22 protein-coding genes and 1 pseudogene are annotated in these 21,401 nt (G+C 64.9%); 12 read left to right on the top strand and 11 right to left on the bottom strand.

Annotated features, from left to right (window positions below):
- Positions 1 to 169: 169 nt before the first annotated feature.
- Positions 170 to 1,369 (bottom strand): NAD(P)/FAD-dependent oxidoreductase, encoded by a 1,200-nt coding sequence (locus tag ACIPZB_RS24185; RefSeq protein WP_400643056.1) that lies wholly within the window; start codon positions 1,367 to 1,369, stop codon positions 170 to 172.
- Between the two features lie 541 nt (positions 1,370 to 1,910).
- Here ACIPZB_RS24185 and ACIPZB_RS24180 point away from each other — a divergent pair.
- Together ACIPZB_RS24180 and ACIPZB_RS24175 are read left to right on the top strand one after the other, a co-directional pair.
- Positions 1,911 to 3,290, top strand: a complete 1,380-nt coding sequence (locus tag ACIPZB_RS24180; protein WP_400643055.1) for an NAD(P)-binding domain-containing protein — start codon at positions 1,911 to 1,913, stop codon at positions 3,288 to 3,290.
- Between the two features lie 95 nt (positions 3,291 to 3,385).
- Positions 3,386 to 3,904, top strand: a complete 519-nt coding sequence (locus ACIPZB_RS24175; RefSeq protein ID WP_400643054.1) for an RrF2 family transcriptional regulator — start codon at positions 3,386 to 3,388, stop codon at positions 3,902 to 3,904.
- 129 nt (positions 3,905 to 4,033) lie between these two features.
- Here the strand turns inward: ACIPZB_RS24175 and ACIPZB_RS24170 are convergent, their stop codons facing one another.
- The gene (locus ACIPZB_RS24170) at positions 4,034 to 4,945 is read right to left on the bottom strand and encodes an AraC family transcriptional regulator (RefSeq protein ID WP_008095985.1); all 912 of its coding nucleotides are present in this window, start codon (positions 4,943 to 4,945) and stop codon (positions 4,034 to 4,036) included.
- A gap of 102 nt (positions 4,946 to 5,047) precedes the next feature.
- Here ACIPZB_RS24170 and ACIPZB_RS24165 point away from each other — a divergent pair, with 102 nt between their 5' ends.
- From ACIPZB_RS24165 to ACIPZB_RS24145, 5 genes are read left to right on the top strand one after another with little or no spacing between them, the layout of a single operon-like run.
- Positions 5,048 to 5,608, top strand: a complete 561-nt coding sequence (locus tag ACIPZB_RS24165; RefSeq protein WP_400643053.1) for a carboxymuconolactone decarboxylase family protein — start codon at positions 5,048 to 5,050, stop codon at positions 5,606 to 5,608.
- 47 nt (positions 5,609 to 5,655) lie between these two features.
- Positions 5,656 to 6,720, top strand: coding sequence for an acyl-CoA dehydrogenase family protein (locus tag ACIPZB_RS24160; protein WP_400643052.1), 1,065 nt, complete (start codon positions 5,656 to 5,658; stop codon positions 6,718 to 6,720).
- The gene (locus ACIPZB_RS24155) at positions 6,717 to 7,538 is read left to right on the top strand and encodes an ABC transporter ATP-binding protein (RefSeq protein ID WP_400643051.1); all 822 of its coding nucleotides are present in this window, start codon (positions 6,717 to 6,719) and stop codon (positions 7,536 to 7,538) included. The genes ACIPZB_RS24160 and ACIPZB_RS24155 overlap by 4 nt, the downstream gene beginning before the upstream one ends.
- Positions 7,525 to 8,730 (top strand): ABC transporter substrate-binding protein, encoded by a 1,206-nt coding sequence (locus tag ACIPZB_RS24150; protein WP_400643050.1) that lies wholly within the window; start codon positions 7,525 to 7,527, stop codon positions 8,728 to 8,730. Before ACIPZB_RS24155 ends, ACIPZB_RS24150 begins: the two co-directional genes overlap by 14 nt.
- Positions 8,730 to 9,485, top strand: coding sequence for an ABC transporter permease (locus ACIPZB_RS24145; protein WP_400643049.1), 756 nt, complete (start codon positions 8,730 to 8,732; stop codon positions 9,483 to 9,485). The genes ACIPZB_RS24150 and ACIPZB_RS24145 overlap by 1 nt, the downstream gene beginning before the upstream one ends.
- A gap of 119 nt (positions 9,486 to 9,604) precedes the next feature.
- Here the strand turns inward: ACIPZB_RS24145 and ACIPZB_RS24140 are convergent, their stop codons facing one another.
- Positions 9,605 to 10,291, bottom strand: coding sequence for a GNAT family N-acetyltransferase (locus ACIPZB_RS24140; RefSeq protein ID WP_400643048.1), 687 nt, complete (start codon positions 10,289 to 10,291; stop codon positions 9,605 to 9,607).
- An 80-nt stretch (positions 10,292 to 10,371) separates the two neighbouring features.
- The gene (gene argC / locus ACIPZB_RS24135) at positions 10,372 to 11,313 is read right to left on the bottom strand and encodes an N-acetyl-gamma-glutamyl-phosphate reductase (protein WP_400643047.1); all 942 of its coding nucleotides are present in this window, start codon (positions 11,311 to 11,313) and stop codon (positions 10,372 to 10,374) included.
- 122 nt (positions 11,314 to 11,435) lie between these two features.
- Between argC and ACIPZB_RS24130 the strand changes: the two genes are divergently transcribed.
- A complete protein-coding gene (locus ACIPZB_RS24130) occupies positions 11,436 to 12,317 on the top strand; it encodes a LysR family transcriptional regulator (protein ID WP_008096002.1) in 882 nt (293 codons plus the stop codon).
- Between the two features lie 153 nt (positions 12,318 to 12,470).
- Here ACIPZB_RS24130 and ACIPZB_RS24125 read toward each other — a convergent pair whose 3' ends face one another.
- Complete coding sequence (locus ACIPZB_RS24125; RefSeq protein WP_400643046.1) at positions 12,471 to 12,677, bottom strand: 4-oxalocrotonate tautomerase family protein; 207 nt, start codon at positions 12,675 to 12,677, stop codon at positions 12,471 to 12,473.
- Between the two features lie 17 nt (positions 12,678 to 12,694).
- On the bottom strand, positions 12,695 to 13,429 hold the full coding sequence (locus tag ACIPZB_RS24120; RefSeq protein WP_400643045.1) for an SDR family NAD(P)-dependent oxidoreductase: 735 nt from the start codon (positions 13,427 to 13,429) through the stop codon (positions 12,695 to 12,697).
- A 124-nt stretch (positions 13,430 to 13,553) separates the two neighbouring features.
- Here ACIPZB_RS24120 and ACIPZB_RS24115 point away from each other — a divergent pair, with 124 nt between their 5' ends.
- Entirely contained in the window at positions 13,554 to 14,468 is a 915-nt protein-coding gene (locus ACIPZB_RS24115) for a LysR family transcriptional regulator (RefSeq protein ID WP_400643044.1), read from the top strand.
- A 74-nt stretch (positions 14,469 to 14,542) separates the two neighbouring features.
- Complete coding sequence (locus tag ACIPZB_RS24110) at positions 14,543 to 14,806, top strand: hypothetical protein (protein WP_400643043.1); 264 nt, start codon at positions 14,543 to 14,545, stop codon at positions 14,804 to 14,806.
- 174 nt (positions 14,807 to 14,980) lie between these two features.
- Here ACIPZB_RS24110 and ACIPZB_RS24105 read toward each other — a convergent pair whose 3' ends face one another.
- Positions 14,981 to 15,631, bottom strand: a complete 651-nt coding sequence (locus ACIPZB_RS24105; protein ID WP_400643042.1) for a TIGR04211 family SH3 domain-containing protein — start codon at positions 15,629 to 15,631, stop codon at positions 14,981 to 14,983.
- Positions 15,632 to 15,746: 115 nt separating this feature from the next.
- Positions 15,747 to 17,138: a hypothetical protein gene (locus ACIPZB_RS24100; RefSeq protein WP_400643041.1), complete on the bottom strand. Its 1,392-nt coding sequence runs from the start codon at positions 17,136 to 17,138 to the stop codon at positions 15,747 to 15,749.
- Positions 17,139 to 17,274: 136 nt separating this feature from the next.
- On the opposite strand from ACIPZB_RS24100, the gene ACIPZB_RS24095 reads away from it, so the two are divergent.
- Entirely contained in the window at positions 17,275 to 17,754 is a 480-nt protein-coding gene (locus tag ACIPZB_RS24095; RefSeq protein ID WP_400643040.1) for a VOC family protein, read from the top strand.
- Positions 17,755 to 17,905: 151 nt separating this feature from the next.
- On the opposite strand, the gene dsdC is transcribed toward ACIPZB_RS24095, so the two are convergent.
- The 3 genes from dsdC to ACIPZB_RS24080 all read right to left on the bottom strand — a co-directional run bounded on the left by dsdC (position 17,906) and on the right by ACIPZB_RS24080 (position 21,154).
- Entirely contained in the window at positions 17,906 to 18,817 is a 912-nt protein-coding gene (gene dsdC, locus ACIPZB_RS24090; RefSeq protein WP_400643039.1) for a DNA-binding transcriptional regulator DsdC, read from the bottom strand.
- A 4-nt stretch (positions 18,818 to 18,821) separates the two neighbouring features.
- On the bottom strand, positions 18,822 to 20,156 hold the full coding sequence (locus tag ACIPZB_RS24085) for a D-serine ammonia-lyase (RefSeq protein ID WP_400643038.1): 1,335 nt from the start codon (positions 20,154 to 20,156) through the stop codon (positions 18,822 to 18,824).
- Between the two features lie 125 nt (positions 20,157 to 20,281).
- A complete protein-coding gene (locus tag ACIPZB_RS24080; RefSeq protein WP_400643037.1) occupies positions 20,282 to 21,154 on the bottom strand; it encodes a LysR family transcriptional regulator in 873 nt (290 codons plus the stop codon).
- Between the two features lie 134 nt (positions 21,155 to 21,288).
- On the opposite strand from ACIPZB_RS24080, the pseudogene ACIPZB_RS24075 reads away from it, so the two are divergent.
- Positions 21,289 to 21,401: pseudogene (locus tag ACIPZB_RS24075) on the top strand (muconate cycloisomerase); the annotation flags it as partial.

Genomic DNA, 21,401 nt, shown 5'->3' with positions numbered 1-21,401 from the left:
ATGCCAGGCATCTTGATGCGCTGCGGATTTAAGTGTGTGCCTCACCCTCTCGAATACTTTTTTGATTTCGATGATGCCATATGGCCACCACCATTGGCCAGACATCCACCCTTGTGCCATGCATAGGCAGATCCGTCATTTTTTGGACGGATCTGCCGGGATCATGCGGTCAAACGATTGCGATCTGCGGGTCTGCGGCTGCCAGTGCCACGGCGCGGTCTGCGGCAGGTGGGTAGATCCATACCGAGTTGATCTGGCGCTTGAGGTCCTTGCCTTCCTGGCCGTGCAGTTTCAGTTCGCGCTCCCAGCCTTCACTGTACGCCGCGCCCCATTCACCGAGGTCGAGGCAGGTGACGTACTTGGGCTGGCGGTAGACCACCGGCTGCACACCGAGCAGGTCGGCCATGGCGTTGTTGCCACTGTGGCGGCCCATGGGGATGGCGTGCTGGCAGGTCATCAGGGCGTGGTTGCCGATTTCGTCGACGGCTGCCCAGGCGGTATCGCCCGTGGCATAGATATGCGGCTGGCCAATCACCTTGAGGTGGTCGTCGACCTTGAGCCGGCCGAAGTTGTCTCGTTCACCGGCTACCTGCGCGGTCAGCGGGCTGGCCTTGACGCCGACGGTCCAGATCACGGTCTTGCTGGCGATGTATTCGCCATTGTCGAGGGTGACGCCGCCGGCATCGACGGCAACCACCGTGGTACCGGTCAGCCATTCGACGCCAGCCTGCTCGGACGCGGCGACGATCGACGGTTTGATACCCGCGCCCAGTGCCGCGCCAATGCTGGCGCCACGGTCGACCAGCACGACACGCACATCGCTGTCACCGAGCAAGGCACGCAGGCGTGCGGGCATTTCAGTGGCGGTTTCGATGCCGGTGAAGCCCCCGCCGCAGACCACCACGGTGTTGCGTGCCGGCGAAGGTGGCAGGGCGGCGAGGCGCTGCAGATGCTGCTCCAGGTGCATGGCCGATTCGATCTGGTCGACATCGAAGGTGTGTTCGGCCAGGCCTGGGACAGCCGGGCGTGCCACCTGGCTGCCGGCGGCGAGGATCAGGCGGTCGTAGCCGATCTGCTGGCGCTGGCCGTGGCTGTCGGTGTAGCTGACGTTGCGGGCGTCGGCGTCGATGGCCTCGGCGTTACCCGTGATGAAGCGCACACCCACGGCCTCGAACAGTTCGCCCACCGGGGCTTTCAAGGTATGTGCGTTGGCTTCGTAGAAGCGCGGGCGGATGCGCAGCTCCGGCTGCGGTGCGAGCACGCTGATGCTGAGGTCGTCGCGTTTGGCCTGGTCGAGCAGGCGGGCGGCGCTCAGGGCGCTCCATACGCCGGCGAAACCGGCACCGATGATCAGGATGTTGGATTTCATGCAGGTGCTCCGCAAAGGTCATACAGGGAAGAAGAGGGCTTCGATCAACACGGTAGGTGTCTCTCGAATAACTGCGACTGTATTGGTCGGAGTTTAGGTTTGCAAGTTTTTTCTTCGCGACGAGGGGGCCAGCTCATCGGTCGACGCGTAGAAAGGCCTGTACCCAGGCGGCTGGCGGGCGGTTGGGCGCAAACCTTGATATCCCCACCCCCATCCGTTATAGATAAAAAGGAAACCCACAAAGAAAAGAGGCCATTGCAGCCCCCATGTACGAGATCACACGTATCTTGCGCCCCTCAGGCCCCCATTTCGCGCCCTGCGCTGATGGATACGGGCCCACTCCCATGAACCTCTCCCCGCTTTCAAGCCTGTTTCACGTGTTGTCGATCCCGCCCGCCAACATCCTGCTGCGCCAGATGCGCAAACGCCCCGTCCCTCCACCTGCACCGTAACGCCTGAATTGCTCCACCCCCGGCCTTTTGCCGTTCGGGGTTGGGGAGCCTTTGCATTTTTTTCAGCGTTCAACTGTTCAGGAATCACTATGACTCTTCGTGTAGCTATCATCGGTGCCGGCCCGTCCGGCCTTGCGCAACTGCGTGCGTTCCAGTCCGCCCATGCCCAGGGCGCCCCCATGCCGGAAATCGTCTGCTTCGAAAAACAGGCCGACTGGGGCGGTATGTGGAACTACACCTGGCGCACCGGCCTCGACCAGCACGGCGAACCGGTGCACGGCAGCATGTACCGCTACCTGTGGTCCAACGGCCCCAAGGAGTGCCTGGAGTTCGCCGACTACAGCTTCGATGAACACTTCGGGCGCCCGATCTCCTCGTACCCGCCGCGCGAGGTGCTGTGGGACTACATTCAAGGCCGCGTGAAAAAGGCCGGGGTGCGCGACTACATTCGCTTCAATACCGTGGTCAAGAACGTCAGCTTCGATGAACACACGCGCGCGTTCACCGTAAGCGCCCATGACTACAGTGCAGGGGTTGGTATCGAGCAGGTGTTCGATTATGTGGTGGTGGCCAGCGGGCACTTCTCCACCCCGCACGTACCGGAGTTCGAAGGCTTCGAGCGTTTCACCGGGCGTATCCTGCACGCCCACGATTTTCGCGAAGCCATGGAATTCCACGGCCAGGACCTGCTCATTGTCGGCAGCAGCTACTCCGCCGAAGACATCGGTTCGCAATGCTTCAAGTACGGCGCGCGCTCGATCACCACGGCCTACCGTACGCAGCCGATGGGCTACAAATGGCCCAAGGGCTGGGAAGAGCGCCCGCAACTGGTGCGGGTCGAAAACGACCTGGCGTTCTTCGCCGATGGGTCGAACAAGCGCGTGGATGCCATCATCCTGTGCACGGGCTACCAGCATCACTTCCCGTTCCTGCCCGATGAACTGACCCTCAAGACAAACAACCGCCTGTGGCCTGCGGGGCTCTACCAGGGTGTGGTCTGGGAGCAGAATCCGCAATTGCTCTACCTGGGCATGCAGGACCTCTGGTACAGCTTCAACCTCTTCGACGCACAGGCGTGGTTTGCCCGCGACTACATGATGGGCCGCATCCAGCTGCCGTGCCGGGCGGACATGCAAGCGGACAGCAAGCGTTGGCGCGAGGATGAAGAGGGCCTGGAAACCACGGCCTCGATGTATGAGTTCCAGGGCCGATACATCAAGCACCTGATCGGGCAGACCGATTACCCGAGCTTCGATATCGATGCAGTCAACCGCATCTTCCTGCAATGGAAGCAGGACAAGAAGCACGACATCATGGGCTACCGCGACAAGTCGTACCGCTCGGTGATCACCGGCACCAAGGCGGTGCCCCACCATACTCGCTGGATGCAGGCGATGGACGACTCGCTGCAGGAGTACTTGCGCGAGACGGACGGCAAGAAAGGCGAGGTGAAGGCGCTGCGCGGGTAGGCATTGGAGGGGCGCCAGCACCTGAAGTGGCAAGCCGCTTTGCGGTGCTGGCGCTACCCGCGTATGATTTGCGACAAAGTTGGTCGGAGATTGAAATGTCGCTCTACAGTGCTGGCGTCGAATACGGCATCCATTGCCTGCTATACCTCGTGGACGAGCGCGGCGACACGCGCGAGTCCAGCGTGCGCGACCTCGCAGAGCTGCAGGGCGTGCCACAGGAGTACCTGGCCAAGGTCTTCACCAAGCTGGCTCGCGCCAAGCTGGTGGTCGCCACGGAAGGGGTACGCGGTGGCTTCCGCCTGGCCCGGCCGTCGGACGAAATCACCGTGCTGGACATCGTCAATGCCATCGATGGGCCGAAGAAGATCTTTGACTGCCGCGAGATTCGCGAACGTTGCACGCTGTTCGAGGGGTCGCCACCTGGCTGGGCGACTGAAGGCACCTGCGCGATCCATGCCGTGATGCTGAGTGCGCAGAAGCGCATGGAAGAGGCGCTGGCCCAGCAGACCATTCTCGACCTGTCGCGCCGGTTCGGGCGCAAGGCCCCGGCGGAGTTCGGGCAGCAGGTCAATGCGTGGATGGGGGAGCGGCGGATCCCGGCGAGTCAGGCTTGATGGGTTTGCCTGCACCGGCCCTATCGCCGGCAAGCCGGCTCCCACAGGTAGCCCACTGAACCCAAGACCGGTGGAGTACCTGTGGGAGCCGGCTTGCCGGCGATAGGGCCCGTGCAAACACCAAAAATCTCAGCGCCCCTCATGCTGCCGCCGATACGCCCCAGGCTGCACTCCCACCGCCTTGGCAAACGCCCGGGTAAACGCCGCCACCGACTGATACCCCACCTGCGCGCCCACCTGCTCCACGGTATTGCCCGCCTGCAGCAACTGGCAGGCATGGCGCATGCGCAACGCCAGCAGCACCTGCCCCGGTGACTGCCCGGCCAGTTCGTTGAACCGCTTGAAGAACGCCGACCGCGACAGCCCCGTACACCCCGCCATGCTCTCCAGCGTCCAGGCCTGCCCGGGCTGTTCGATCAGCTGCTGCAGCAAGCCGGCAAACGCCGGCTGCCGGGCAAGGGCGACCAGGCCGCCGAGTGGCTGCCCGGCATGCACCTGTTGGCGCAGCACATACAGGAACAACAAGTGCGTCAGCCGCTCCAGCAGGGTCTGCGAGGGTGCTGGCAGGCGCTGGCATTCGTCCAGGATCAGCCCGAACAACGCCCGCGCCGCATGCCCGCTCGGTTCCTCGGCACGCAACAGGATCCACTCGGCCAGGCCCTCGACGATCAGTGACGACAAGCCAGGGCGAAAGTGAAAGAACCCGCACACCAGCCCCACGCCGTCCGCCGCGTTGGCATCCAGCGCCTGCATGGCCTGGCGCGGCTGGGCGCAGGCGTTCAGCGGGTCCTGGTCGCTGGACAAGCGGTAACCCAGGTCGCGCAGCAGAAACACCGCGTCCCCGGTTTCCAGGCGCACGGCTTCGGCCTTGCCATCGATGTGCAGCCAGCAATGGCCCTGCACCACCAGGTGAAAACTGGCCCGGCCCATGCCCTCGGTACTGGCATGCCAGCCGCCGCAGTAGCGGCCGACGTGGAACAGGCTGGCGTCGAGCTCAAGGCCTTCTAATAACCAATCGACAAGTGGGCTGGATGAAATCATCTAATGTAAAGACTCAGGAGCAAGGAAAGGCGACTGATGAATATGGAGGGCGATTCTTATAACCAACAGACTGTATGGACACACACCGAAGGAGACCACTCCATGTCCTCGCGCATTACTCTACACACTCTGCAGAGCGCCCCGGAAGCGGCCCGCCCGTTCCTTGAGAACGCCCAGAAGAATTCCGGCTTCATCCCCAACCTGCTGGGTGTGCTCGCCAATGCCCCGGCGGCCCTGGAAACCTACGTGACCGTCTCGGCCCTCAACGGCAAGGCCGAACTGACCCTGGCCGAACGCGAAGTGGTACAGCTGATCGCCGCCACCCAGCATGGCTGCGACTTCTGCGTGGCCGGCCACACCGCCGTGGCGCTGAACAAGGCCAAGCTGCCGCAGGAAGTGGTCGATGCCCTGCGCGCCCGTGGCGAACTGCCGGATGCGCGCTACGAGACCCTGGCCGCGTTCGCCCGCGAAGTCATCGCCACCCGCGGCAATGTCAGCGAGGCCACCTACCAGGCCTTGCGCGATGCCGGTTTCACCGAGGGCAATGCCCTGGAAGTGATTCTCGGGGTCAGCCTCGCAACCCTGTGCAACTTTGCTAATGTGTTCGCCCAGACGCCGCTCAACGACGAGCTCGGCAAGTACCGCTGGCAGCCTTCTGCATAAACCGCGCGGGGCGCCGTGGCGCCCGCGTTTTCAAAAGGAGTAGGGATATGCTTGATGCTGCATTTGCCAACTGGCTGGATGCCAATGCCGAGGCCATCGACCAGGGCCAGTGCGACCCGCAGCGGGTGCTGGCGCAGATTGCCGAGTCGCAACTGCTGCGCATCGGTGTCGACCCGGCGCTGGGGGGCAGTGGTGGTGAGGTGACCGACGCCATCGAAGCCATTGCCGCGATCGCCAGTCGCTCGCTGGCAGCCGCCTTCGTCTGCTGGGGCCAGCGTGCCTTTATCGAATACCTGCTGCAAAGCCCCAACCAGGCACTGCGCGAGCGCTTGCTGCCGAGCCTGCTGACCGGTGAGCTGGCCGGTGCCACGGGCCTTTCCAATGCCATGAAGTTTCTATCCGGCATCGAGGCGCTGCAGGTATGTGGCCGCCCCGAGGCCGACGGCTGGACCCTCGAAGGCCGTCTGCACTGGGTAACCAACCTGCGCAAGAGCGGCTTCGTGGTGGCTGCCGCCATCGACGACGATGCGGGCGGGGCACCGTTCGTACTGGCGATCCCTTCGCAGGCACAGGGCCTGGAGCGCTCCGACGACCTGCAACTGATGGGCCTGCAGTCGAGCAACACGGCGGCCCTGGCCTTCCACCAGGTGGCGCTCGGCCGCGACTGGCTGCTGCACGAAAACGCCCGCGAATTCCTGCCCAAGGTGCGCCCGGCGTTCCTCGCCCTGCAGTGCGGCATGGCCATCGGCCTGGCGCGCCGTTCGTTGGACGAAGTGCACGAGCACCTGCATGGTCGCCTGTCGTTCCTGGAAGAGCACCGCCAGGTCCTCAAGGAGCGCCTGGAGAACACCGTGACCGAGCTCAAGCAAGGCCTGCTCGACGGGCGTTTCCAAGGCCAGCCGGCGGCGCTGTTCAAGCTGCGCATCACCCTCGCCGAAAGCGCGGCCGACGCCGTGCAGCTCGAATTGCAGGCCAGTGGCGGCAAGGCCTACCTCGACGAATTCGGCTCAGGCTTCGCACGCCGTTGGCGTGAATCGGCGTTCGTGCCCATCGTTACCCCGAGCCTTGTGCAACTGCGCGCCGAACTGCACCGCCAGGCGGCCACTGCATGAGCCACGCGTTACTCGAAGCCCGCGCCATCAGCCTGGGCTACCCGCGCGAGGGCGGTTGGCAGGAGGTGCTGGCGCGCTTCGACCTGCAACTGGCGCCAGGCGAGGTGGTGACCATCCTCGGCCCCAGCGGGGTCGGCAAGTCCAGCCTGCTGCGGGTGCTGGCGGGCTTGCAGCCGCCGCGCGGCGGCAGCGTGACCCTGCACGGCCAGGCGCTGCAAGGCCCCCATCCACGCCTGGCGGTGGCCTTCCAGGACCCGAGCCTGCTGCCTTGGCTGAGCCTGGAAAAGAACGTCGCCTTCGGCCTGGATTTCGCCCGCCAGCCCAAGTTGGCTGCGGCCGAGCGCCGCGCGCGCATCGACCATGCGATCTGCGCCGTGGGCCTGGCCCATGCGCGCAACCAGTACCCGGCGCAACTGTCCGGCGGCATGGCCCAGCGCACCGCCCTGGCGCGCTGCCTGGCACGCCAGCCCGAAGTGCTGCTGCTCGACGAACCCTTCGGTGCCCTTGACGAAGTCACCCGCGCCGACATGCAGAAACTGTTGCTGCAACTGATCAGCACCCACAACACCGCCGCGGTGCTGATTACCCACGATATCGACGAAGCCCTGCTGTTGTCCGACCGGGTACTGCTACTGGGCAACCACCCGGCGCACATCCTCGGCCAATGGTCCATCGACCTGCCGCAACCCCGGGCACAGCGGGTTGAGGAGCTGGGCGCGCTGCGCATCGAGATACTCAAAACCCTTCGGCGGGCCAGCCGCTCAGACGAAACTTCCTCTCCCTCGTTGCCTTCGGAGCCTGCCCATGTGCATGGATGACTGCTGTTCCTCCACCTCGCGTCGCGACTTCCTCAAGCTCAGTGCCATGCTCACCGCCGCCGGCGCCGTGCCCTTGCTTTCGAGCCTGCAGGCGCGCGCCGCCGCAGAGCCGGATGCGCCGGTTCGCATCGGCTACCTGCCGATCACCGACGCCACGCCACTGCTGGTCGCGCACAATAACGGTCTGTTCGAGGCCGAAGGCATCAAGGCCGAGCGCCCGGTGCTGCTGCGCAGCTGGGCCCAGGTGATCGAGGCGTTCATCTCGGGCCAGGTCAACGTCATTCACCTGCTGTCGCCGATGACCGTGTGGGCGCGTTACGCCAGCAAGGTGCCGGCCAAAGTGGTGGCGTGGAACCACGTCGGCGGCTCGGGCCTGACCGTGGCGCCCGACATCACCGACATGCAGCAACTGGGCGGCAAGACGGTGGCTATCCCGTTCTGGTATTCGATCCACAACGTGGTGCTGCAGCAGATGCTCAACGACAACGGCCTGACCCCGGTGTCGAAACCGGCCAATGCGCCGCTGGCGGCCAACGAGGTCAACCTGCTGGTGCTGCCGCCCTCGGACATGCCGCCGGCCCTGGCCAGCAAACGCATTGCCGGCTACATCGTCGCCGAACCGTTCAACGCCCTGGCCGAGAACCTCAAGGTCGGCCGGGTGCAGCGCTTTACCGGCGACGTCTGGCGCAACCACGCGTGCTGCGTGGTGTTCATGCACGAACATGACCTGAACAACCGTCCCGAGTGGTCGCAGAAGGTGGTCAACGCCATCGTCAAGGCCCAGCACTGGACCCGCGACCACCGCGCCGAAGCCGCCGCGTTGCTGTCCAAGGCCGGCCCCAACAAGTACACCCCGCACGAGCCGGCGGTGCTGACCAAGGTACTGGCCCCGGCCGCCGAAGACCGTGCCGGCTACATCGCCAGCGGCGCAATCCGCCACCAGCAATGGGACGAGAAGCGCATCGACTTCCAGCCGTACCCGTTCCCCAGCTACACCGAGGAACTGGTCAAGCGCCTCAAGCACACCCTGATCGAAGGCGACAACGCCTTCCTCGCCGGCCTGGACCCGGCCCAGACGGCCCGCGACCTGGTCGACGAGCGCTTCGTGCGCAACGCCATCGCGGCCGTCGGTGGGCCATCGGTGTTCGGCATCGCCGACAACTTCGAGCGCAGCGAGGAGTTCGTGGTCTGATGCGCAAGCACGTCGTACATGCCGGCCTGGGGCTGGTGGGTTTGCTGGGGTTGCTGGTGCTGTGGTGGGCCGGGGTCGCGATGTTTGGCGAGGCCGACGGCCTGTCGGCGCGCTTCTCGCCCCAGGCGACCCTGGCCAGCCTGATCGAGCTGCTGGGACAGGGCGAGGTCTATGGGCATGTCTGGGTCAGCCTCAAACGGATCCTGGTTGGGTTGTTGCTGGCGTTGCTGATCGGCGTGCCGCTGGGCCTGCTGGTGGGCAGCTACCGGCACCTGGAGGCCGCGACCACGCCGGCGTTCCAGTTCCTGCGGATGATCTCGCCGCTGTCGTGGATGCCGGTGGTGGTGATGCTGATGGGGGTGGGCGACCAGCCGATCTACTTCCTGCTGGCCTTTGCCGCCTTGTGGCCGATCCTGCTCAATACCGCGGCGGGCGTGCGCCAGCTCGACCCGCGTTGGCTGCAATTGAGCCGCAGCCTCAGCGCCACGCGTTGGGAGACCTTGTGCAAGGTGATCGTCCCCGGGGTGATCGGCCATGTGCTGACCGGCGTGCGCCTGGCGATCGGCATCCTGTGGATCGTGCTGGTGCCGTGCGAGATGCTGGGGGTGAGTGCGGGGCTTGGGTATTTCATTCTCGATACCCGCGACCGGCTGGCGTACTCGGAGCTGATGGCGATGGTGCTGCTGATTGGTGTGCTGGGGTTCATGCTCGATGCGCTGGCGCGGGGGCTGCATCGGCGTTGGGTGCATGGCTGAAGATTGCTGGGGCCGCTCTGCGGCCCTTTCGCGACACAAGGCCGCTCCTACAAAAATCACGCGGTCCCTGTAGGAGCGGCCTTGTGTCGCGAAAGGGCTGCAAAGCAGCCCCCAATAACTCAATGCACGGTCTTGCGCTGCTTCACACACTCACGCGCCAGCACGGCCAACTCATCCAGCCACTCATCACGCTGCTGTTCAGCCTCGATCATCGCATCCTCACCCTGCTGATTGAGCAGGTAGGTATGAATCTGATGCACCTCGGTGGTCTGGTAGATCGGCGCAATGTCCAGCCGCCCGATCAGCGCGCCGCTGGCCTGCCCGGTACTGCTCATCAATACCTGCGGCCCGCTGGCCGCCACCACCTGCATGCCCATGGCCTCGAACCACGGCACCTGGTGCGCAAAGGCGTTCAGCTCGACGCTGGCGAAGCGCTTCTGTACATCGTCCAGCAAGGCGCGGCCGACGCCCTGGCGACGATGCCCGGGCACCACGGCAAGAAAGGCCAGGGCACAGGCCTGCGGGTTGTCCTGGGCAGGCAGGGTCAGGGCGAAGCCAAGCAGCTGGTCCGGCGCCTCGGCGTCCAGCGCCAGGGTCAGCGCCACGGCCAGGCCGCGGGTGCCGTCCATGGCCTGCAGGTATTGATGCACCTCCATGCCGACACCGTACTGGTACAGCGGGTACAGCGGATTGTCGGCACGAATGGCGACACTGCTCAGTTCGCCCACATGGTGGATCACCAGTTCGCGGATCTGGTTCTGGAAGGACTCGGGCGGCACGCTGTCGAGGCGGCTCAGGATGAACATCGGGGACGGGCTCCGGCGGCTGTTGGATCACCCCGCGCCGGGTTGGCACGGGGTGCACAGTCTAAACCCTTTTTACCGGTTCAGCCTCGTGCCTGCAGCGCCGCGAGCATCAGATCGAGGTTCTGCACTGCTGCGCCCGAAGCGCCTTTGCCCAGGTTGTCGAACACCGCCGTCAGCAGCACCTGGCCGTGCTCGGGGTTTGCGTACAGGGCCAGACGCAGGTCGTTGCTGTCGTTCAGGGCTTCGGGGTCGAGCGCGGTGGCCGGGCCGTGCTGGTGCAGGGGCATCACCTGCACATGGCGGGCACCTTGATAGTGCCGCTCAAGGCAAGCCTGCAGCTGTTCGGCGCTCACCTGGCCAGGCAGCAGACGCAGCTGCAGCGGGATGCTCAGGACGATGCCCTGGCGATAGGCGGCATACCCCGGCAGGAACACCGGTCGAGCCGACAGGCCTGCGTGCCGCTGGATTTCCGGCACATGCTTGTGCGCCAGATCCAGGCCATACATCTGCAGGGTAGGCGCCGACGCATCGCCTTGCTGTTCATGGCGCTCGACCGCCGCCCGGCCACCCCCGGAGTAACCCGAAATGGCGTGGATGCTCAGCGGATAGTCAGCCGGCAGCAGGCCGGCCTGGACCAGCGGACGCAGCAGGGCGATGGCGCCGGTGGGGTAGCAGCCGGGGTTGCTGACGCGGGTGGCCTGGGCAATTCGCTCGGGCTGCTGCGCGTCCAGTTCCGGCAGGCCATAGACCCAACCTGGGGTGGTGCGGTGCGCCGAGCTGGCATCGATCACCCGCACCGCCGGGTTGCGGATCGTGGCCACGGCCTCGCGGGCGGCGTCGTCGGGCAGGCAGAGCAGGGCGATGTCGGCGCTGTTGATCGCTTCGCTGCGGCGCAGCGGGTCTTTACGCTCGGCTTCGGGCAGGGTCAGCAGTTGCAGGTCGTCGCGGCCGTGCAGGCGGGCATGGATTTGCAGGCCGGTGGTGCCTTGGTCGCCATCGATGAAGACAACAGGGGTGCGCATGGTCGGGGTCCGGTGTGGAGAAGATGGCCTATGCTCGCCTGTCGCCTTGGTAAAGGAAATTTGAATATCATGACGCTGTCATTCATTTTTTCTGAACGCTATGCCTTGTCAGGAACGTCCCCATGCGCGAAATCAGCCTCGACCGCCTGCGCACCCTGGTGGTCATCGCCGACCTCGGCTCGTTTGCCGAAGCCGCCCGCCAGCTCAACCTGGCGCCCCCGACCATCAGCCTGCACGTCGCCGAGCTGGAGGCGCGGGTCGGTGCGCCGCTGCTGACCCGTAATCGCAACCAGGTCCGCCCGACGGCCATCGGCGACACCCTGCTGGCCCGCGCCCGGCGCCTGCTGGCCGACGCCGACCTGGCGCTGGACGAAGTGCGCCGGCAAGTCGAGGGCCTGACCGGCCGGGTGCGCCTGGGCGCTTCGACCGGTGCCATCGCCCACCTGTTGCCCAAGGCACTGGAGCACCTGCGGGTGGCGCACCCAGGTATCGACGTGCAAGTGCAGGTGCTGACCTCCCAGGCGTCCCTGGCGCGGCTGCGCGAAGGCGCCCTGGACATCGGCCTGGTGGCCTTGCCGCAGGTGGCGGGCAAGGGGGTCAAGGTCACCCCTTGGCGGCGCGACCCGATCCTGGCCTACGTGCCTGCCGACTGGCAGCCGCCGGCCAGGGTCAGCCCAGCCTGGCTGGGGCAGCGCGCGTTGATTCTCAATGACAGCAGCACCCAGCTGTCGCGGGTGATCGGTGAATGGTTCGCCGCCGCCGGGTTGTACCCCGAGCCGCGGATCGAGCTGAACTACAACGATGCGATCAAGAGCCTGGTGGGGGCCGGTTATGGCGCCACCTTGCTGCCCCAGGAAGGCGAGGCGCCGGAGCTGGACCGACGCATTGTGCGTCGGCCGCTGCGGCCGGGGTTGTGGCGGCAATTGGGGATTGCCTGCCGGGAAGGGGAGGTGGAAAGGGCCACCGGCTATGTGCTGGAGGCCCTGGAGCGGTTGCGCCAGTAAGGGGGCTGCTGCGCAGCCCAATCGCCGGCAAGCCGGCTCCCACAGAGACAGCACCGCGTTTCCCTGTGGGCGCTTTGCTCAAAATCTGAAAGCTGGCGCAATCCCTGTGGGAGCCGGCTTGCCGGCGATTGGGCCGCAAAGCGGCCCCAGTTCTCAACCCCGCTCTCGCTGCCGCACCGCGGTCACCGTCTCCCCACCCACCCCCCAGTTATCCGTCGGCACTTCCTCGATCACCACGAAGGTACTGGCCGGCGGCTTGCCCAGCACCTGTTGCAGCAACTGGGTCGTGCCTTCGATCAACTGGCGCTTGTGGTCGGCGCTGACGCCTTCGTCGGTCACGCGAATATGCACATAAGGCATGGCTTCAACTCCTCTGTTCAGTGCCAAGTGCCGGCGGTGCTGCCGCCGTCTACCGGCAGGATGACGCCGCTGACGAAGCGCGCATCGGTCAGGTACAGCACGGCATCCACCACATCCTGCGGCGAGCCGGTCCGGCCACTGGGCGACAATGCACCGAGGCCTTCGACATTGCCGCTGTGCAGCGGTGTGTCGATGACCCCGGGGGCCACCGCATTGACCTGCACGCCGCTGGACGCCAGCTCCAGGGCCAGCCCCTTGACCGCCTGGTTCAAGCCGCCCTTGACCAGCACCGGCAACAGCGCAGGTATCCGAGTATCTGGCTGCTGCGCGATGGACGCCGTGATGGCCACGATATGCCCGTGACCCTGTTCGGCCATGATCCGTGCCGCCGCCTGCGCCGGGTAGAAGAAGCCCTTGAGGTTGGTGCCGACCAGGGTATCGACGTCTTCCTCGGTGTAGTCGGCGATCGGTTTGGAGATGAAAATCCCGGCGTTGTTGATCAGGATGTCGACTGCACCGAAGGTGTCCAGGGCCACTTCGAACAAGCGCCGGGCCGTCTCGGCCAGGGCGATGTCGCCGGCCACGCCGACGAAGCGTTGCGGCTGGCCGAGCCGCGCGGCGGCCTGGTCCAGGCGTGCCTGGCTGCGGGCATTGCCGACGACGTTGTCGCCACGGGCGAGGAAGGCTTCGGCGAGGGCAAAACCGAGGCCGCTGGAGGCTCCGGTGATGATGACGGTTCTTGGCTGGGTCATGTGTGCGTTCTCCAGTAGGTGAGCCGGTGGCTCGGTGAGGTGACCACTGTAGGTTGCAACCCATGCTTGAAAAATAAGCCAGATGGCATTTCAATCGATACACCGTGTAATCAATCGAGCCAGCATGACGCGCCACTTCGACGATCTTCAACTGGGCAGCCTGGAGTTGTTCTGCCTGGCCGCCGACCATGGCAGCTTCACCGCCGCCGCTATCGAGGCAGGTGTCACGCCAGCGGCGGTAAGCCGCAGCGTGGCGCGCCTGGAAGAACGCCTGGGGGTGCGCTTGTTCGTGCGCACTACGCGGCAGATGCGCCTTTCCGAGGCAGGGCAGGCGTACTACCAGCAGTGTCGCCAGGCCCTCGGGCAACTGGTCGAGGCCCAACGCCAGGTGACCGGGGGTCAAGTGCTGCCCAGTGGCCGCTTGCGTATCAGTGCGGCGACGCCCTATGCCCACCATCGCTTGCTGCCACTGCTGCCCTGGTTTCGTGAGCGCTACCCGCATGTGCAGGTAGACGTGCATGTCAGCACTCGCAACGTCGACTTCACCGAAGAACACTTCGACCTGGCCATTCGTGGTCGCGAGCCCGCCGACTCACGCCTGGTGGCCAGGCGCCTGGAGGATGCCGAACTGGTGGTGGTGGCCACCCCAAGCTACCTGGCGCGCAAGGGGGTGCCGAAGGTGCCGGAAGACCTCGCCCAGCATGAGTGCATCCAGTTCGAACTGGCCAGCAGTGGGCGGAGCCCACCGTGGATCTTTCGCCGGGATGGCCGTGAGCTGGAGGTGCAGACGCAGGGCGGTTTGACCTGCCTGGGCGACTTCCTGGCCACCACGACCCTGGTGCGCCATGGCGGCGGGTTGATGCAGGCTTACCGCTTTACGGTGCAGGACGCGCTGGACAACGGCGAGCTGGTGGAGGTGTTGGCCGAATACGGCGGCACCTCACGGCCATTCATGCTGATCTACCCTCAGGCGCGGCACATGCCGTTGCGGGTGCGGGCGTTCATCGACTTTCTGGTTGCCGAGGGGCATCGGGGCTGAGTGGGGGCTATGCTTTTTGCTGCGTCGAGCCACTGTATCTCGATGAATTTTCCGATTTCCCAGGAGGATGCTTCATGAAATCCATGACACTGCTGGTGATTGCTTCTGTGTTGAGTTTCGCGGCCCATGCCGACCCTGCCAGCAATTGCGAGGCGAAGATCAAGGAGCTGGAAGACATTTTCAAAACCAGTGGTCAGGCACTGCATGGTGGCATGGCCCATGACTACAAGGTGCATTTGCAAAATGCCAAGGATGCCCAGAAAGCAGGAGACATGGCCCAGTGCCAGGCCTCGGCTGACCAGGCCAAGACCATTTACAACAAGGCGCGTAACAAGTGAGCGAGAGCGCCTCCCGCGAGACGCTTCGCGGAGCGTGAAGTTTCTGTGGGAGCGGGCTTGCCCGGCGAAAAGGCCGGCACAGACGCTGGAGGCGCCTGGCACGGGCTTCGCCCGTGTTCGCGGGACAAGCCCGCTTCCACAGGGGATCGCGCAAGCTATCGGGTTTCGAGCCCCTCAGAACCAGCGGTCGTTCTTCTTCCGCCCGCGAGTCAACGCCGGCAGGATCAGCCCCATCAGCAACCCCGCGCCAGCGATGCTGCCGCCATAGACCATATAGCGCATCATCACCTGTTTATTCTCGTCACCCAGCTGCGCCTGGGTGTCGCGCAGCTTCGACTGGGCCTGGTCGAGCTGCTCGTTGAGCGACTTGTTGCGCGCTTCCAGTTCATCGACCAATTGCTTGCGCGAATCCAGGGTCTCCTGCATGCCCTGCACCCGGTTCTTCCAGCTGTCGTCGATGGTCTTCAACTGCCCGGACAGCTCAGCCACCTGAGCATCCAGCTGCGGCAGGCGCTCGCCCTGGCCCGGCACCGACTGCAGGTCGCTGGTGAGGATCCACACCAGGTCGCCGCTCTGACCGCGTACCTGGCTGTAGTTGCCCTGGCTGCCGATCAAGGTGAGTTTCTGCCCCGATTTGAGCGTGCCGACGATACGGTGGCCGTCGGTCGGGCCGCTGCGCACGTAGGTGCTCAAACTGTCACTGACCCAACGCGCATCGCTGGCCGGCTCTTCGGCATGCACGGGGGCGGCGAGGGCCACCAGGGCGGCGAGCAAGGTGCCGCGCAGGGCTGGGAGGGCGAGGGTGGCTGGGCGGGATTCAGGCATGTGGGGTCTTCGCTGCAACAGGAAAAATAGGCCCGGTGACGCATGATCAGGAAGGGGCCGGCGAACTGGTCGGTGAATAGACCGTCAGCCAAAGACCGCATTTTTGTCAGCAGGTTCACTGCTGAATGCAGGAATTGTCTGCAGAATGTTGCAAGTGGCGGGCTAGAGCGCCTCCACCGGCAAGCCGTCCGCAAAAAATCTGCAGACGCCGGCTTGCCCGCCCGAAAGGGCTACGAGGGGTGAAGGGGAAGCTGGGCAATGTAGTCGCCGATCTTGCGCTCCAGGCCATGGTCATCCTGCTGCAGCAACACGTCGAACAGCAGTTGGTTGAGGCTGGAGCGCGGCGGGTGGGTGTCATACCCCGCTCGCCCATCGCCAGCATGTTGGCGGGAATGGTGTTGCTGGCATGCAGCTTGGTCACGTGGGCGCGTGCAATGTACGACAGTGCTCCGCGTATGGCGCTGTTGGCCAGCGAACAGACGTGGCGCACGGGGTGGTCCTGAAGCAGTTGCGTGGCTATCTCGGCGGCCTTTTTCCGGGCTTCGAAGGGCAACCCATGTTCGGCGCACCGGGCGGCGATGTAGGCGCACACCTCTTCATTCGACAGCGCCTCGATCATCGCGATGATCTGTACGCCCCATTGGGGCAACGGGCCGCCGGACAGTTCCTTGTACAGTACCCGGTACAGGGGGGCCAGTCCCGCCCGCTGCTGGCCGTCCAGGCTGACATTGGCGACCCAGCGCACTTTGTCTCGCCATGCCTTGGGGGTCAGGTCGTCGCTGAAGGCATCCAGTGGCGAGTCGGGGTCTACCAACAGGATCGACGCCTCGTGCAGCGCCTGCAGTATCGTGGCATCCATGGCCGTGGAAGGGCTGACACGGGCGTCATGGTGCAGCTGTTCTGCCGGCGCCAGGTAATTGTGCTGGGCGTCCATGCGCACTTCGAGCATGGCCAGCAACTGCAGCTTGTGGGTGAACGAAAGCCTGTGCAGGGCCAGCGGCTTTCGATTCGCCAGCGACCAATGCCCCTTGATCCGCCTGCGCTGGTCGACGGCCTGTGCCTGTTTGGCCTGCTCGCGCGCGCGCAGGCAGGGTTGGCAGGTGCAGTCGCGCCGCCAGCGGGAACGGCCAGGATAGTAATGGCGGTGTGTGCAGGTTTTGCAGAACGCCATGCTCTCGTTCCAACGGTGGGTCGTTCTGCTTTTGCGCCGTTCGTACAGGCTGACTTTGCAATAGGGGCAGGCCAGCGTTGCAGAAGGCACGGGAGGAAAGGCCTTGATCAGGCTGCTTGGTGCCACGTCTATGCCGTAGCGCTCGATCAAGAGGGCAATTTTTTCACCGCTGATGTACTCGCTGTACAACACCTCGACCTGTTCGGCGGTGAGGTGCTGCAGCTTCGCTTCGAAGTCGGACAAACCTGATTCTCCCTGCGTAGAGTCGCTTGTTAGGTTCGCCAGGGATGATGGGGTTGTCAGACAGTCCAGTGAAGGGGGTGGCTTGTAGGGCATTTCACTAAGATGCGCAGGATTGTTCTGAACGTGAATCGTAGAGGCCGCGTGCGACGAAACGCAGGCCCTGGGCATCGCCAGCCCAGGCGCAAGGGCTAGACTCAATGGTTCATTCTTGACTCCCTGGAGTCCGACCATGACTGCCAAGAACACGATTTGCCTGTGGTTCGACCAGGACGCCGAAGAAGCCGCGAACTTCTACGCCAGCACCATTCCCGACAGCCGTGTACTGGCCGTGCACCCGGCGCCGAGCGACTACCCGTCGGGCAAGGCCGGCGATGTGATTACCGTCGAGTTCACGGTCATGGGCATTCCCTGCGTTGGGCTCAACGGCGGCCCGACATTCAAGCATTGCGAGGCGTTTTCGTTCCAGGTCAGTACCGAGGACCAGGCGGAAACCGACCGCCTGTGGGAGGCCATCATCAGCAACGGCGGTGAAGCGAGCGTCTGTGGCTGGTGCAAGGACAGGTGGGGGATTTCCTGGCAGATCTGCCCACGCATTCTCATCGAAGCGATTGGCAACCCTGACAAGGCCGCGGCCAAACGGGCCTTCGACGCGATGTTGACCATGGGCAAGATCGATGTGGCGGCGATCGAGGCGGCGTTGCGCGGTTGAATGATCGACCGCCTGATCAAACGAAGGAGAACTGCAGGCAGTGGTGGCCCTATCGCCGGCAAGCCGGCTCCCACAGGTACCCCACAGCCTTCAAGAACTGTGGAGGACCTGTGGGAGCCGGCTTGCCGGCGATAGGGCCAGTCAAGCCACCTCAAAGGCTGGCAACGCCCTTGAGCCACTGGATCAGCACCTGCAACCGCCGTGGCATCGGCTCATGCCCCGGATGAACCAGGTAATAACCATGCTTGCCCACCTGCAGGAAATCCCCGAACGGCAGCACCAACTCACCCCTGGCCACCCGCTCACGCACCAACTGCTCGCGGCCCATGGCAATACCCGCATGGTGCATGGCCGCCAGGCTGCACAGGTCGGAGCGGTCGAAGGTCAGAAAGCGCGACGGCAGCGCCCGGTGCCAACCTGCTGCACGCATCCACAACTGCCACTCGGCATCGAAGGCGGCGTTGTCCCAGGCCGCCACATCGTGCAGCAAGGTACTGTCACCCAAGGCATCCGGGCTATCCGTAAGGCCCAGCTGCCGCGCGTACTGCGCCGAGCAGACCGGGGCAATCCGTTCGGGCATCAAGCGCGTACTGACCAACCCGGGATGTTCGCCGTCCGAATAGCACAGCAGCAGGTCGACCTGCCGCGTGCGGTAGTCGATACGCTCATTGCCCACGCGGATATCCAGTTGGATATCCGGATAGCGGGCAGTGAAGTCGGCAAGCTTGGGCACCAGCCAGCACTGTGCCACCGACGGGCGCACATAGAACGTCAGTTGCCCGGCCACCTGTTCGTCCGAGCGTTCCTGCACCGCTTCGGTCAGCGCGTCCATGGCCTGCTGCATGGTGCGATAGACGCGCTCGCCGTCCTCGGTCAGCACCACCCTGCGCGGCAGGCGCTGGAACAGTTTCAGCGCCAGCTCCTCCTCCAGTCGCGCGATGCGGTGGCTGACCGCACTGGCGGTCAGGCACAGCTCATCGGCGGCCCGGGCAAAGCTCAGGTGCCGCGCCGCGACCAGGAAGGTATGCAGGTTGGCCAGGTGGGCACCGCTGAGCTCGCGCATGCCGTCAGCTCCGGCCTTTGGCCAGGTAGGCCGCGTATTCCTCGGCAGGCACCATGCTGCCGCCGGTGCCCCAGACCAGGTGCGTGGCATTGGCCAGGCGCGCCGGTGACAGCGCCATGCGGTCAAGGTAAGGGGCGGCCTGCAACACCCGCACCATGCCCGGTACCCCGGCCAGCGCCGAGGGCTCCAGGCGCGCCTGCTCCTGGTCGTGGGCCAGCACCAGCAGGCGGTAGAGTGCTTCGTCGGTCACCGTGTAATAACCGTCGAGCAGACGCTGCATGGCCTTGCCGACGAAGCCGGACGGGCGGCCCACCGCCAGCCCGTCGGCGGCGGTGACGTTGTCGATGCCAAAATCCTGGACGCACACTTGATCATGCAGGCCGGTGTAGACCCCCAGCAGCATGCACGGCGAGTGGGTGGGCTCGGCGAAGAGGCAATGCACATGGTCACCGAACACCAGCTTCAGGCCGAACGCCACACCGCCAGGCCCGCCGCCAACGCCGCAGGGCAGGTAGACGAACAGTGGGTGCTCGGCATCCACCGCGATACCCTGGTCCTCGAATTGCCGTGCCAGCCGCTCGGCGGCCACGGCGTAACCGAGGAACAGGTGCGGCGAGTTCTCGTCATCGACGAAGTAGCACTGCGGGTCGCCAGCGGCTTGCTGGCGCCCTTGTTCCACCGCCACGCTGTAGTCCGACTGATGCTCGACCACGGTCACGCCGTTGGCGCGCAGCTTGTCCTTCTTCCACTGTCGGGCATCGGCCGACATGTGCACGGTGGCCTGAAAACCGAGCTTGGCACTCATGATGCCGATCGACAGGCCGAGGTTGCCGGTGGAACCGACCGCCACCTTGTACTGGCTGAAGAACTGCCGCGCCGGTGCGTCGGCCAGCGTGCGGTAATCGCTTTCCAGGGTAATCAGGCCGGCTTCAAGGGCCAGGTCCTCGGCATGCTTGAGGACTTCATGGATACCGCCACGGGCCTTGATCGAACCGGAAATCGGCAGTTCGCTGTCGGCCTTGAGCCACAGCGCGCCGCTAGGCGCCAGGCCAGCCTCTTGCAGCAAGCTGCGCTGCAGGTTGGGCAGTGGCCGCAACGGCGATTCGATGATCCCGGCACTGGCCGCCGTGTCCGGGAACACCGTCGCCAGGTACGGCGCGAAGCGTTGCAGTCGGGCACTGGCGGCCTGCACGTCGGCCGCCGTCAGGCCGACGTCGCCCAGGGCCTGGGCCGCAGGCGCGATAGCCGGGTTGAACCATTGGGTTTCCCGCAGCGCCATCAGGTCCTCGATCAAGGGGTGTGAGGCGCACCATTGAGCTGGGGTTTTTCCGTGAATCATTGCAGGCGCTTCCTGGGGGGCTGTCTGGTAGTTCGCAGGCATTAGAAAACAGCGACCGAGGCGTGGCAAACGATCGCTCGTCAGGACATGGATGATGCTACGTCATGTGAAATCCAACGCTAGGGTCAAACGGCCTGCTGCGCGATCAACGCCAGGCAGCGTTGCACCATCGGGCTCATGTCGCCTTTGCGTCGGCTGAGGATGATCGGGCTGACGGCGCTGCTGTCGAGCAGCCTGGCGTACTCGATATCGGTGCGGTGCTGGCGCTGTACCGAGTCCGGCACCAGCGTCACACCGAGGCCGACGGCAACCAGGCCGATGGCGGTCTGCAATTCGTTGGCCCATTGGCTGACCTTGATGCTCATGCCGTGGTGGGCGAACAGCGCCAGGATGTGGTCGGCATAGCTGGGCCGCGGGTTGGCCGGGTAGAGGATGAAGGCCTCCCGCGCCAGCTGCGATAGCGACAGGGGCGCGCCGGCCAGGGCATGGCCCTTGGGCAGTACGGCCACCAGCGGGTCTTCGCGCAGCACCTGTTGCACGATGGCCGGGTCGTCGATGCGGATGCGGCCGAAGGCGATGTCGATGCGGCCGCTTTTCAGGGCTTCGACCTGTTGCAAGGTGGTCATCTCGCTCAGGCTCAGCTCCAGCTCACTGTCCTGGCGCAGCTCGCGGATCAGCTCCGGCAGCACGGTGTACAGGGTCGACGGGGCAAAGCCGATGCCCAGCCACTGGCGCTGGCCCTGGCCGATACGCCGGGTGTTGTCGCTGATGTTGTCCAGCTGCTGCAGCAGGGTGCAGGTCTGCTCATAGAAGAAGCGCCCGGCTTCGGTCAGGCGTAGCGGCCGCTCACGCACCACCAGCAAGGTCCCGAGCTGTTCCTCGAGCTGGCCGATCTGCCGGCTCAGCGGTGGCTGGGCGATGTGCAGCAGCTCGGCGGCGCGGGTGAAGTTCAAGGTTTCCGCCAGGACCTTGAAGTAGCGAAGGTGGCGCAGCTCCATCAGACCTCCTGGGTATGGTGGGAGATTCATTTGATATTGGACGGCCCTCAGGGTCTCGCGCAATGCTTGAATAATCAAGTAAATGTAGTATCGGATCTGCGCCCTGCAGCCCGATTTCACGGGACCCTGGAACCATGACAAACGCCCTGATCGAGCGTATCGACGCGATCATCGTCGACCTGCCGACCATCCGCCCGCACAAGCTGGCGATGCACACCATGCAACAGCAGACCCTGGTGATCCTGCG

It is taken from the genome of Pseudomonas sp. NPDC089396 (assembly GCF_044749545.1).
Taxonomy (GTDB): Bacteria; Pseudomonadota; Gammaproteobacteria; order Pseudomonadales; family Pseudomonadaceae; genus Aquipseudomonas.
Note: the sequence above shows the minus strand (reverse complement) of the source record. Positions and strands in the feature narration are given on the sequence as shown.

Coding starts and splice junctions, on each gene's coding strand:
- ACIPZB_RS24185 (WP_400643056.1), bottom strand. CDS start 1,369: ATGAAATCCAACATCCTGATCATCGGTGCCGGTTTCGCCGGCGTATGG.
- ACIPZB_RS24180 (WP_400643055.1), top strand. CDS start 1,911: ATGACTCTTCGTGTAGCTATCATCGGTGCCGGCCCGTCCGGCCTTGCG.
- ACIPZB_RS24175 (WP_400643054.1), top strand. CDS start 3,386: ATGTCGCTCTACAGTGCTGGCGTCGAATACGGCATCCATTGCCTGCTA.
- ACIPZB_RS24170 (WP_008095985.1), bottom strand. CDS start 4,945: ATGATTTCATCCAGCCCACTTGTCGATTGGTTATTAGAAGGCCTTGAG.
- ACIPZB_RS24165 (WP_400643053.1), top strand. CDS start 5,048: ATGTCCTCGCGCATTACTCTACACACTCTGCAGAGCGCCCCGGAAGCG.
- ACIPZB_RS24160 (WP_400643052.1), top strand. CDS start 5,656: ATGCTTGATGCTGCATTTGCCAACTGGCTGGATGCCAATGCCGAGGCC.
- ACIPZB_RS24155 (WP_400643051.1), top strand. CDS start 6,717: ATGAGCCACGCGTTACTCGAAGCCCGCGCCATCAGCCTGGGCTACCCG.
- ACIPZB_RS24150 (WP_400643050.1), top strand. CDS start 7,525: ATGTGCATGGATGACTGCTGTTCCTCCACCTCGCGTCGCGACTTCCTC.
- ACIPZB_RS24145 (WP_400643049.1), top strand. CDS start 8,730: ATGCGCAAGCACGTCGTACATGCCGGCCTGGGGCTGGTGGGTTTGCTG.
- ACIPZB_RS24140 (WP_400643048.1), bottom strand. CDS start 10,291: ATGTTCATCCTGAGCCGCCTCGACAGCGTGCCGCCCGAGTCCTTCCAG.
- argC (WP_400643047.1), bottom strand. CDS start 11,313: ATGCGCACCCCTGTTGTCTTCATCGATGGCGACCAAGGCACCACCGGC.
- ACIPZB_RS24130 (WP_008096002.1), top strand. CDS start 11,436: ATGCGCGAAATCAGCCTCGACCGCCTGCGCACCCTGGTGGTCATCGCC.
- ACIPZB_RS24125 (WP_400643046.1), bottom strand. CDS start 12,677: ATGCCTTATGTGCATATTCGCGTGACCGACGAAGGCGTCAGCGCCGAC.
- ACIPZB_RS24120 (WP_400643045.1), bottom strand. CDS start 13,429: ATGACCCAGCCAAGAACCGTCATCATCACCGGAGCCTCCAGCGGCCTC.
- ACIPZB_RS24115 (WP_400643044.1), top strand. CDS start 13,554: ATGACGCGCCACTTCGACGATCTTCAACTGGGCAGCCTGGAGTTGTTC.
- ACIPZB_RS24110 (WP_400643043.1), top strand. CDS start 14,543: ATGAAATCCATGACACTGCTGGTGATTGCTTCTGTGTTGAGTTTCGCG.
- ACIPZB_RS24105 (WP_400643042.1), bottom strand. CDS start 15,631: ATGCCTGAATCCCGCCCAGCCACCCTCGCCCTCCCAGCCCTGCGCGGC.
- ACIPZB_RS24100 (WP_400643041.1), bottom strand. CDS start 17,138: ATGCCCTACAAGCCACCCCCTTCACTGGACTGTCTGACAACCCCATCA.
- ACIPZB_RS24095 (WP_400643040.1), top strand. CDS start 17,275: ATGACTGCCAAGAACACGATTTGCCTGTGGTTCGACCAGGACGCCGAA.
- dsdC (WP_400643039.1), bottom strand. CDS start 18,817: ATGCGCGAGCTCAGCGGTGCCCACCTGGCCAACCTGCATACCTTCCTG.
- ACIPZB_RS24085 (WP_400643038.1), bottom strand. CDS start 20,156: ATGATTCACGGAAAAACCCCAGCTCAATGGTGCGCCTCACACCCCTTG.
- ACIPZB_RS24080 (WP_400643037.1), bottom strand. CDS start 21,154: ATGGAGCTGCGCCACCTTCGCTACTTCAAGGTCCTGGCGGAAACCTTG.